9 protein-coding genes are annotated in these 7671 nt (G+C 63.8%); 8 read left to right on the top strand and 1 reads right to left on the bottom strand.

Going from position 1 to position 7671, the window contains the following annotated elements; translation table 11 throughout:
- From modA to ENZ74_RS14740, 4 genes are all read left to right on the top strand, one after another.
- On the top strand, positions 1–699 hold a 699-nt coding region (gene modA, locus ENZ74_RS14755; protein ID WP_127312835.1), incomplete at its 5' end, for a molybdate ABC transporter substrate-binding protein.
- Positions 700–714: 15 nt separating this feature from the next.
- Complete coding sequence (modB, locus tag ENZ74_RS14750; RefSeq protein WP_063168280.1) at positions 715–1419, top strand: molybdate ABC transporter permease subunit; 705 nt, start codon at positions 715–717, stop codon at positions 1417–1419.
- A complete protein-coding gene (modC, locus tag ENZ74_RS14745) occupies positions 1416–2528 on the top strand; it encodes a molybdenum ABC transporter ATP-binding protein (RefSeq protein ID WP_063168279.1) in 1113 nt (370 codons plus the stop codon). Before modB ends, modC begins: the two co-directional genes overlap by 4 nt.
- Before the next feature lie 80 nt (positions 2529–2608).
- Complete coding sequence (locus tag ENZ74_RS14740) at positions 2609–2950, top strand: winged helix-turn-helix domain-containing protein (protein WP_063168278.1); 342 nt, start codon at positions 2609–2611, stop codon at positions 2948–2950.
- Positions 2951–3076: 126 nt separating this feature from the next.
- On the opposite strand, the gene cobF is transcribed toward ENZ74_RS14740, so the two are convergent.
- Positions 3077–3853 carry a precorrin-6A synthase (deacetylating) gene (gene cobF / locus ENZ74_RS14735; protein ID WP_013531027.1) on the bottom strand — a complete coding sequence of 259 codons (777 nt, stop codon included), beginning with the start codon at positions 3851–3853 and terminating at the stop codon, positions 3077–3079.
- 204 nt (positions 3854–4057) lie between these two features.
- On the opposite strand from cobF, the gene ENZ74_RS14725 reads away from it, so the two are divergent.
- The 4 genes from ENZ74_RS14725 to ENZ74_RS14710 form a co-directional block, all read left to right on the top strand.
- Positions 4058–5059, top strand: coding sequence for a DUF4424 domain-containing protein (locus ENZ74_RS14725; RefSeq protein WP_063168277.1), 1002 nt, complete (start codon positions 4058–4060; stop codon positions 5057–5059).
- Entirely contained in the window at positions 5059–5577 is a 519-nt protein-coding gene (locus tag ENZ74_RS14720; RefSeq protein ID WP_013531029.1) for a dihydrofolate reductase, read from the top strand. Before ENZ74_RS14725 ends, ENZ74_RS14720 begins: the two co-directional genes overlap by 1 nt.
- A 169-nt stretch (positions 5578–5746) precedes the next feature.
- Positions 5747–6865 (top strand): FtsH protease activity modulator HflK, encoded by a 1119-nt coding sequence (gene hflK / locus ENZ74_RS14715; RefSeq protein ID WP_013531030.1) that lies wholly within the window; start codon positions 5747–5749, stop codon positions 6863–6865.
- A partial coding sequence (locus ENZ74_RS14710) for a protease modulator HflC (RefSeq protein WP_164761034.1) occupies positions 6865–7671 on the top strand: 807 nt, incomplete at its 3' end. The genes hflK and ENZ74_RS14710, both read left to right, overlap by 1 nt.

Raw genomic sequence — 7671 nt, 5'->3', positions numbered from 1 at the left:
GTGGTGGTGTTTGCCGCAGCCAGCCTCAAGGACGCGCTCGACGCGGTGAACAAGGCCTGCGAGGTCGATGTCGGCGAGGCGGCGACTGTCTCCTATGCCGCGAGCTCGGCGCTGGCCAAGCAGATCGAGGGCGGGGCGCCTGCCGACGTCTTCATCTCGGCCGATCTCGACTGGATGAAATATCTCTCCGACAAGAAGCTGACCAAGCCGGACACCGAAGTGAAGCTGCTCGGCAATCAGATCGTGCTGGTGGCGCCGAAGGACTCGGCGGTCGACACCAGGATCGAGAAGGGTTTCGACCTCGCCAAGCTGATCGGCGACGGCAAGCTCGCCATGGGAGATTTCAAGGCGGTGCCGGCCGGCAAATACGGCAAGGCCGCGCTTGAATCGCTCGGCGTCTGGTCCTCGGTCGAGGGCAAGGTGGCGCAGGCCGAAAACGTGCGCGCGGCGCTGAAACTGGTTTCGACGGGCGAAGCCGCCCTTGGCATTGTCTATGCCACCGACGCGCATGCCGAAAAGGGGGTCAAGGTGATCGGCACCTTCCCGGAGGATTCGCATCCGCCGATCATCTATCCGGTTGCCCAGACCGCCGATTCGAAGGACAAGGATACGCCGGCTTTCCTGAAATGCCTGCAGTCGGCCAAGGCGGCCGCGCTGTTCAAGGATCAGGGATTTACCGTGCTCGCGCCGAGCAACTGAGTTCCAAGGGGCACTATGAACTGGCTGCTGGACCTCACTCCCGACGAATGGAATGCGGTCCGGCTGTCCATCAAGGTGGCAACGGTGGCGATGCTCGCCAGCCTGCCGCCGGGCATCTTGATCGCGCTTCTGCTTGCCCGGGGACAGTTCTGGGGCAAGACGGTTCTCAACGGGCTGGTGCATCTGCCGCTGATCCTGCCGCCGGTGGTGACCGGCTATCTGCTGCTGCTCACCTTCGGCCGGCGCGGTCCGGCCGGTGCCTTCCTGGCCGAGCATTTCGGCATCGTCTTCTCCTTCCGCTGGACAGGTGCGGCGCTGGCTTGCGGCGTCATGGGCTTTCCCCTGATGGTGCGGGCGATCCGGCTGTCGATCGAGGCGGTGGACCGTAGGATGGAAGCGGCGGCGGGAACGCTCGGCGCCAATCCGCTCTGGGTGTTTGCCACCATCACGCTGCCGTTGATCCTGCCCGGGCTGATCGCCGGCGCCATCCTGGCCTTCGCCAAGGCGATGGGCGAGTTCGGCGCCACCATCACCTTCGTTTCCAACATTCCCAATGAGACGCAGACATTGCCGTCGGCGATCTACACCTTCACGCAGGTGCCGGGTGGCGATGAAGGGGCGCTCCGCCTGACGCTGATTTCCATTGTCATCTCCATGGCAGCACTTGTGGCTTCGGAGGTGCTGGCGCGGCGTGTCGGCCGGCGGCTGGACATCGAATGAGCGTTCTCGTCGACATCAGCCATCGGCAGGGCGGTTTCGCCATCGGCGCCCGCTTCGAAAGCGCCGGGCGGCTGACGGCGCTGTTCGGAGCGTCGGGGTCGGGCAAGACGACGCTGATCGGCATGATTGCCGGGCTGATCCGGCCCGACAAGGGACGCATCGAGGTTGACGGCCGTGTGCTGGTCGATACCGGTGCCGGCATTTTCGTGCCGAAGCACAAGCGCCGCATCGGCATGGTGTTCCAGGACGCAAGGCTGTTTCCGCATTTGAGCGTTGCCGGCAATCTTCGCTACGGCCGCTGGTTCACGCCGCCGGCGGAGCGCTACGCCGATATCGATGCCGTCGTCGACCTGCTCGGCATCGGGCCGCTCATGAACAGGCGGCCGGCAAAGCTCTCAGGTGGCGAGAAACAGCGTGTGGCGATCGGCCGGGCATTGCTTGCCAGCCCCAGACTGCTGCTCATGGACGAACCGCTGGCCTCGCTCGACGAGGCGCGCAAGGCCGAAATCCTGCCCTATGTCGAAAGGCTGCGCGACGAGATCAAAATCCCGATCGTCTATGTCAGTCATTCGGTCGCCGAAGTGGCGCGGCTGGCCAGCGACGTGGTGATGCTGGCGCAGGGCAATGTCGTTGCCAGCGGGCCGACCGAGGCGGTGATGCAAAGGCTCGACCTGTTGCCGGCGGAGGAGCGCGGTGAGGGCGGCGCCGTGCTGGACACCAAGGTGCTGCATCACGACGAGAGTTTCGGCATGACCGTGCTCGGCTCGGCTGCGGGCGAGCTCCGGGTGCCACAGCTGGCGATGAAGACAGGTACGCCGGTGCGCATCCGTATCCGCGCCCGCGATGTGATGATCGCCACCGAAAAGCCGAGGGGTCTCAGCGCGCTCAACATCCTGCCGGGAACCATTACCGCGATGAGCCCCGGCGAGGGACCGGCGGTCGAGGTCGGTATCGACTGCAATGGCGCAACCGTGCTTGCCCGCATCACCGAACAGTCGCGGCAGGCGCTGAAGCTTCATCTTGGCGGCAAGGTTTTCGCGGTGATCAAGACGGTGAGCTTCGATCGGGCGAACACCGGCGCCGGCCTGCCCCCCGAGACGGGTGGATGATCCCGCTATGTCTTTTTGGAATAGCGGTTTCGCCAGGGAGCTTCTAGTATGATGTTGGGATGTGACCGCGGAGAGCAAAGATGCCGTCGCTGAGCTTGCGGATAAATCTCGATCCCGACGGGCGCGTCGGGCCGGGCAAGATCAAGCTCCTGGAACAGATCGCCGCCTTCGGCTCCATCTCGGCCGCCGCGCGCGGCATGGAGATGTCCTATAAGCACGCCTGGGACCTGGTCGAGGACATGAACCGGGTATTCGGCAAGCCGCTGGTGGCGGCACAGACCGGCGGCCGCAAGGGCGGCGGCGCACAGTTGACGGCGGTCGGCCTGGCAGTGGTCAGCCGCTTCCGCGCCATCGAGCGCGCGGCGGCGGCCGCGGCAGCGACGCATATGGAGGCGTTGCAGGCGGAGATTGAGGCTGGGTGAGGGAGTAGGGCAGTAGGGCAGTAGGGCAGTAGGGCAGTAGGGCAGTAGGGAGGCATTCGCGTGCTGTCTTCCAACACAAAACGTCATTCACCTACTCCCCTACTGCCTTACTCCCCTATTGCCTTCCTATTCGGGCTTGCGCAGCAAATAGCTGTCCATGATCCAGCCCTTCCGCCGACGAGCTTCCTCTCGAACTTTTTCGATCTTTGCGCCGATGTCACCGATCCTGCCGGAGAGGGTGATCTCGTCTTCCGTTCCGAGATAGGCGCCCCAATGGATGACGACATCCTTGTCGGCCAGCGTGTTGAAGGCGCATTTGCCGTCCAGCAGGACGACCGCGCTGCCGGCATTGTCCGGCATGCCTTCTTCGGTCAGGCGGCGGCCGGTGGTAATGAGGACGGAATCGCCGATGCGGTTCAGCGCCATCTTGTGGCTGGCGGCAAGTGCCTGGACGGCGGTGATGCCGGGGATGACCTCAAGCTCGAACGCCACATCGCCTCGCAGGCGCACGCGCTCAAGGATGCGCAACGCGCTGTCATAGAGCGAAGGGTCGCCCCAGATCAGGAAGGCGCCGCAGCCGTCGCCTGCAATCTCGTCGCGGATCAGGCCTTCGTAAATGGCGGCGATGGCTTCATGCCAGTCATCGACGGTCGAGCGGTAGGAGGGCGCCGGCCCATCTTCTACCGGGAGGTCGCGCACCGGCACGTCGAATTCGACGCGCCGCGACTTCGGATTGGTGACGAAGCGGTCGCAGATCTGACGGCGCAGTTCGGCCAATTCATTTTTTTTCGCGCCCTTGTCGGGAATGAACAGCACATCCGCCTGGTTCAGGCCTGATATGGCCTGAACGGTCATGTGGTCGGGATTGCCGGCGCCGATGCCGATGACGAGAAGCTTGCGCATGGGCGAACTCCTGCCCGATCGGAACCCGTTAGTCCAGACCGCGCTGGCGCGTGTCCAGACCGCGCTGGCGCGTGTCCAGACCGCGCTGGCGCGTGTCCAGACCGCAGTCCATCTCCCTTTGGTGCGTCCGCGGATACGGAAGGGCTTTGAACGCCACATTGAAACGGCTAGGGTCCTGCAGGCATTCCAGCCGAGGGGGCTTCCATGTTGCGATATGTTCTGACCGCCGTGCTGGCCTTGTCGTCCGCACCCGCTTTCGCCAATGATTCGGTTGCCGAACTTGGCACCGGCGGCCTGATCCTGTCGCGCAGCGATGCCGTGGCGATGCAAAGCGAGGACCTTTTCATCTCGCCGGAAAAGGTCACGGTCGACTATGTCTTCCACAACAACACCGATCAGGATGTCCAGGCCATCGTCGCCTTCCCGATGCCCGACATATCGGGCAATCCCGAAGAAATCCCGGCGATTCCTGAAAATCAGAGCGATAATTTCCTCGGTTTCGAGGTGACGATCGACGGTGTCGCCGCAAAGCCGCAGCTCGAGCAGAAGGTGTTGGCGCTCGGCATCGACATCAGCGCTGAGCTGAAGGCGCAAAACGTGCCGTTCTATCCTTTCGGCGATGCGGCGAAGGCGGCGCTGGCGAAGCTGCCGCAAGCGGTTGTCGATGACTGGGTCAACCGCGGCATCATCATCGAGGACACCGGCAGCGACGGCACCGAGACGAGCAAGGTCTACACCCCGTTCTGGCAATTGCGTTCGACCTACTGGTGGCGCTCGACCTTTCCGGCCAACAAGGACGTCCATGTTTCCCACCACTACAGACCGAGCGTCGGCGGCACGTCTTCGGTCAGCTTCTTCTACGACGGCAAATTCCAGGGTCAGTATGCGGCCTACAAGACCCGGTATTGCATGGACGGCACATTCGAAAATGCGGTGCGCAAGGCGGCCAAGGACGACCCTGACGGCTACCCCAAATATTTCGAGAGCCGCATCGCCTATATCCTGACCACCGGCGGCAACTGGGCTACGGGCACGATCGGCAAGTTCAAGCTGACGATCGACAAGGGCAATCCGAAAGCCCTGGTCTCGTTCTGCGGCGACAATGTCAAAAAGACCGGACCGACGACCTTCGAGATGACGGCGGATGATTTCTACCCCGAGCGCGACATCGACATCCTGATCCTCGAGCCGACGGGCGAAAATTGATGCATGTCGCAATCTACGTTGCCATTGCCGAGAACGGCGTGATCGGGCGGGACGGCGGGCTCCCGTGGCGGCTCTCCACCGATCTCAAGCGCTTCAAGGCCGATACGATGGGCAAGCCTATCATCATGGGCCGCAAGACCTATGAGGGCATCGGTCGACCGCTGCCGGGCAGGTTGAACATCGTCGTGACCCGCGACGAGACCTGGCGCGCCGAGGGCGTCGAGGTGGCACATTCGCTCGAAGCCGCGATCCAGCTGGCGACGGTGCGCGGGCGCGGCATGGCCGATGTCGACGAGGTGTGCGTCATCGGCGGCGGCGAAATCTATGCCCAGGCCATGCTGCTGGCCGACCGGCTGCACGTCACCCATGTGCTGGCAGCGGTCGACGGCGACGCGCATTTCCCGCCGATCGATCCCGATTCCTGGCGCATTGTCAGCTCGCAGGACGTCCCAGCCGGGGAAAAGGACAGCCACCCGACGCGCTATTCGGTTTACGAGCGGCGTCGCGAGAGACATTGAACGAAAAAAGAGCCATTGAAGGAAGACAAAGGGTCGCGACTGGACCAAATCGGACGAAGTCGGAAGCGCATCGCGTTGAAAGCGCCCCGTGGCGTGCCTATAGAAGAACAATACTGGATTTTGCGCCGTAATGCCGGCGCTTGAGGGAATTCCAAGCGAAAGGACATTCATGCCCTGGAACGACAAAAGCGGCGGTGGCGGCGGCCCATGGGGTGGCGGCGGCAACAATCAGGGACCCTGGGGGCAGGGTCCAAAAGGACCGAGCGGGCCGCAGGGCTCGCCTCCCGATCTAGAAGACATCATCCGCCGCGGCCAGGACCGGCTGCGGCGCGCTCTTCCGGGCGGCGGCGGCGCGAGCCCGGCTATCTTCGCGCTGATCGCGGCTGCACTTGTGGTGCTGTGGGCGTTCAAGGCGGTTTACACCGTGCAGCCCGATGAGGTCGCGGTCGAACTGCGCTTCGGCAAGCCGAAGACCGAACTGTCGCAGCCTGGCCTGCATTTCCATTGGTGGCCGCTCGAAACCGTCGAGACGGCCAAGATTTCCGAGCAGCTCGTCGATATCGGCGGTGGCGGCGCGACAAGTGGCAATACGTCCGGGCTGATGCTTACCGGCGACCAGAACATCGTCAACGTCCAGTTCTCCGTGGCCTATCAGGTCTCCGACCCGCGCGCGTATCTGTTCGATGTGTCCGATCCCGACGGCATGCTGCGGCAGGTTGCCGAAAGCGCCATGCGTGAAGCCGTCGGCCGCCGGCCGGCGCAGGACATCTTCCGCGACGACCGCCAGGGCATTGCCGCCTCGGTGCGTGAGATCATCCAGACGACGCTGGACGGCTACAAGGCCGGTCTCAACGTCAACGCCGTCTCGATCGAGGATGCGGCACCGCCACGCGAAGTGGCCGATGCGTTCGACGAGGTGCAGCGCGCCGAGCAGGACGAGGACAAGTTCGTCGAGCAGGCCAACCAGTACTCCAATCAGAAGCTCGGGCAGGCGCGCGGCGAGGCCGCACAGATCCGCGAAGACGCGGCCGCCTACAAGAACCGGGTCGTGCAGGAAGCCGAGGGTGAGGCGCAGCGCTTCATCTCGGTCTATGACGAATATGCCAAGGCGCCCGATGTAACGCGCAAGCGCCTCTACCTGGAAACCATGGAGAAGGTTCTGAAGGATTCGAGCAAGGTCATCGTCGAGCAGGGCAACGGGCAAGGGGTCGTTCCCTATCTGCCGCTGCCGGCATTGCAGCCGAAAGCGCCGGCACCGGCCGCCCCCGTTACGGGAGGTAACCAGTGATGGCCAACCGTCTTCCCATCATCGTCGTCGCAGCAGCGGTTATCCTGTTCCTGCTCTATTCGTCGGTCTTCGTGGTCAATGCGCGCCAGCAGGCGCTGGTGCTCAGGTTCGGTGAGATCGTCGACGTCAAGAGCGAACCCGGCATCTACTTCAAGGCGCCGTTCTCGTTCTTCGACGCCGACACCGTGCAGCTGATCGAGAACCGGGTGCTGCGCTTCGATCTCGACAACATTCGCGTCCAGGTCTCGGGCGGCAAGTTCTATGAGGTCGATGCCTTCATCGCCTATCGCATCTCGGATCCGCGGGTCTTCCGCGCCGCGGTGTCCGGTCAGATCGAACTGGCCGAGGCCCGGCTCAGGACGCGTCTCGACGCTGCCTTGCGCCGTGTCTATGGTCTGCGTGATTTCGAGGCAGCACTCTCCGAAGAGCGCGGCGTGATGATGCGCGAGGTCCGCGACCAGCTCAGGCCCGATGCCACATCGCTCGGCCTGCAGATCGAGGATGTCCGCATTCGCCGCACCGATCTCACGGCCGAGGTCTCGCAGCAGACCTTCGACCGCATGAAGGCGGAACGCCTTGCGGAAGCTGCCCGGCTGAGGGCGCGCGGCAATGAGGCGGCACAGCGCATCACCGCCCGCGCCGATCGCGAAGTGGTCGAGATCGTCGCCGAAGCCCAAAAAGAGTCGGAAATCCTGCGCGGCGAGGGCGAGGCCCAGCGCAGCGCCACCTTCGCGGGAGCCTATCAGCGCGATCCGGCTTTCTTCGACTTCTACCGGTCGATGAATGCCTATGGCACGGCGCTGGAC

Origin of the sequence: Mesorhizobium sp. M7A.F.Ca.CA.002.15.2.1, from assembly GCF_003998715.1 — a bacterium.
In the GTDB taxonomy this organism is placed as follows: domain Bacteria; phylum Pseudomonadota; class Alphaproteobacteria; order Rhizobiales; family Rhizobiaceae; genus Mesorhizobium; species Mesorhizobium ciceri.
The sequence above is the reverse complement of the archived record's forward strand: the minus strand, read 5'-3'. Positions and strand labels throughout refer to the sequence as shown.

Bases quoted from the DNA above. Each gene is read 5' to 3' on its own strand.
- modB (WP_063168280.1), top strand. From the start codon at position 715: ATGAACTGGCTGCTGGACCTCACTCCCGACGAATGGAATGCGGTCCGG.
- modC (WP_063168279.1), top strand. From the start codon at position 1,416: ATGAGCGTTCTCGTCGACATCAGCCATCGGCAGGGCGGTTTCGCCATC.
- ENZ74_RS14740 (WP_063168278.1), top strand. From the start codon at position 2,609: ATGCCGTCGCTGAGCTTGCGGATAAATCTCGATCCCGACGGGCGCGTC.
- cobF (WP_013531027.1), bottom strand. From the start codon at position 3,853: ATGCGCAAGCTTCTCGTCATCGGCATCGGCGCCGGCAATCCCGACCAC.
- ENZ74_RS14725 (WP_063168277.1), top strand. From the start codon at position 4,058: ATGTTGCGATATGTTCTGACCGCCGTGCTGGCCTTGTCGTCCGCACCC.
- ENZ74_RS14720 (WP_013531029.1), top strand. From the start codon at position 5,059: ATGCATGTCGCAATCTACGTTGCCATTGCCGAGAACGGCGTGATCGGG.
- hflK (WP_013531030.1), top strand. From the start codon at position 5,747: ATGCCCTGGAACGACAAAAGCGGCGGTGGCGGCGGCCCATGGGGTGGC.